This window comes from Dietzia sp. SYD-A1 (genome assembly GCF_015356725.1).
Classification (GTDB): Bacteria; Actinomycetota; Actinomycetes; order Mycobacteriales; family Mycobacteriaceae; genus Dietzia.
Genome location: NZ_JADDKI010000320.1, coordinates 1 through 2,581, shown reverse-complemented (window position 1 = coordinate 2,581; position 2,581 = coordinate 1). Strand labels below are relative to the sequence as shown.

At 72.8% G+C, this 2,581-nt stretch carries 1 protein-coding gene; it reads left to right on the top strand.

From position 1 onward, the window contains the following. Positions 1-2,581, top strand: a 2,581-nt coding sequence (locus tag IY392_RS12870; RefSeq protein WP_228549375.1) for a DEAD/DEAH box helicase, incomplete at both ends; no start/stop codon positions are given.

Below are 2,581 nucleotides of genomic sequence, written 5' to 3'. Positions count from 1 at the left end.
GGCCTGCGGCGGCCGCACTCGGTGGCGCCGGCCGCCGCCGTCACGGCCGTCGCCCGGGCCGGCGCCCCGAATGAGGTGGTGGAGTTCCTCGGGAGGTATCGGCTGTCCCACCGCATCGGGGTCCGTGCGATCGTGGACGGGAAGGCCAGATCGGCGACGGTGCCCGGGGTCCGGGTGTCCGTCGGCGACGCTGTCGACCTCTGCCGCCTCCTCAGATCGGAGGACCGGTGGGTGGGGGCCGGACTGCAGGCACTGGCCGCTCTGTCCTCGGGCGTCGCGTCCCTCGTGGCCGCGGGCCACGCTGTCCCTCGTCTCACCCGCCTCGACGGAGCGTGGGACGCCACCTGGGATCTCGTCGCATCGCCGGTCATCGGGGCCTGGACCACCGAGAGCCTGCACCGGAGTCACGGGTTGGTCGCCACCCGGGAGGAACTGGTCCGGCTCCTGTCGGAGTTGACGGATCATCACGCCCGCGCGGCACTGGCTCCCCTCGCGGCCGACCGGCGCAGCGAACTCGGCGAGGCGTTGGTCGGGGGTGGTCAGGTGGCCTCGGCCGGGCAGGCACTGGCCGATGCGGTCCGCGAGTTCGGTCGCGCGGCTGCGGCGAAGGACGTGGACGTGGTCTTCCGCGTGGTCGAACCGTCCGACGACGACACGGCGGGCGGGGGCACTGTGGACGGGGACACGGTGGACGGGGACACGGTGGACGGCGCCACCGTCGGGGGTCGCGCGGAGGAGTCCTCGGACGTCGGCGTCGTCTGGCGGTTCCAGGTGCTCGTCCGGACGGGCGCGGATTCGCTCCGTCCGTTCTCCGATCTCGCCGACACCTCCTCGGTGGACGGGCCCGTACGTGATGTGGTGGCGCGGGCGGTCCGCTCGTGGCCGCCGCTGTCCCGCGCCACCCAGGCGGCCGGCGCTCCCGATCTGCTGCTCCCGACCGACCTCGTGGTCGACCTGGTCGACGAGGGCGTCGAGGCGCTCCGTGGCCGTGGGATCGAGGTCCTCCTCCCGAGATCCTGGACGAGGGTCAGAACCGCGGTGAGGGCGACCGTCACGGAGCCCGGGACCGAGTCGGTGGACTCGGGGCACCGACTCGGGCTCGAACAGCTGGCGGATGTGGACTGGGAGCTGGTGGTCGACGACAGCCCGCTGGACGCCACCGAGGCCCGGATGCTGCTCGACGCCGCCTCGGATCTGGTCAAGCTCCGTGGACAGTGGGTCCGCGCCGATCCCGGCGCGCTCCGACGGGCGGCTCGCTTCCTCGCGGCCAGGCGAGGTCAGAGGACGACAGCCCCGGCTCTCGTCGCGGCACTGATGTCCGACGAGGCGGAGGGCGTCGAGGTCGAGGCGCCCACCACCCTCGACTGGATCCCCTCGTCGTCGTCGCCGATCGCGCTGCCGGAGTGGTTCCGGGCCTCCCTGCGGCCGTATCAACTGGACGGCGTCAGGTGGCTCGCGGCCCTCTCGCGGGCCGGCACCGGCGCGGTCCTGGCCGACGACATGGGGCTCGGCAAGACGATGCAGGTCCTCGCGCTCACGGCGACCGAACACGCGACCGGGGGGTCCGGTCCCACCCTGGTGGTCGCGCCCCTGACCCTGGTGTCCACGTGGGAGCGTGAGGCCTCGAGGTTCGCCCCGGAGCTCCGGGTCCACGTCCACCATGGTCAGGGACGCGGCCGGGGGGAGGGCGCCGCCGCGCGGATGACGGACTCGGATCTCGTCCTGACCTCCTATGGAACGGCCACCCGGGACGTCGACCTGCTGTCCGGGGTGGAGTGGCGACGCGTGGTCGCCGACGAGGCCCAGACCGTCAAGAACCCGGCGACCGCGGTGTCCCGCGCGATCCGCTCCATCCCCGCCCGGCACCGGATCGCGCTCACCGGGACCCCGGTGGAGAACAGGTTGGACGAACTGCGGGCGGTGTTCGACTTCGCCAACCCCGGGTTGCTCGGGTCGGCCAGCACCTTCCGCGCCCGGTTCGCGGTCCCCATCGAATCGCACAGAGACGAGGCCGCGGCCACCCGGTTGCGCGCCCTGGCGGCCCCGTTCGTCCTGCGTCGGCTCAAGTCGGACCCGGCCGTGGCCGCGGATCTCCCGGCCAAGCAACACATCAGGGTCGACGCCCCCCTGACCCGTGAGCAGGCGACGCTGTACCAGGCGGTCGTCGAGGACATGATGGAGCAGGTCAGGGAGTCTGAGGGAGCGTCCCGCAAGGGTGCGATCCTGTCCGGTCTCACCGCGCTCAAGCAGGTCTGCAACCATCCTTCGCACTATCTCGGGGACGGGTCCTCGCTGCTGCGGGGCGGGCGACACCGGTCCGGCAAACTGGCGGCACTGGACGAGGTCCTCACCGAGATCCTCGACGCGGGGGAGAAGGTCCTGTTGTTCACCCAGTACCGGGCTTTCGGGGACCTCATCCTCCCGCTGCTCGAGCGTCGCGCGGCGACAGGGGTGCCCTTCCTCCACGGGGGCGTCACCGCAGGCGGTCGGGCGTCGATGGTCGAGGTGTTCCAGAGCCCGCAGGGGCCGCCGCTGATGCTCGCGTCACTCCGGGCGGGCGGGACCGGGCTCACGCTGACGG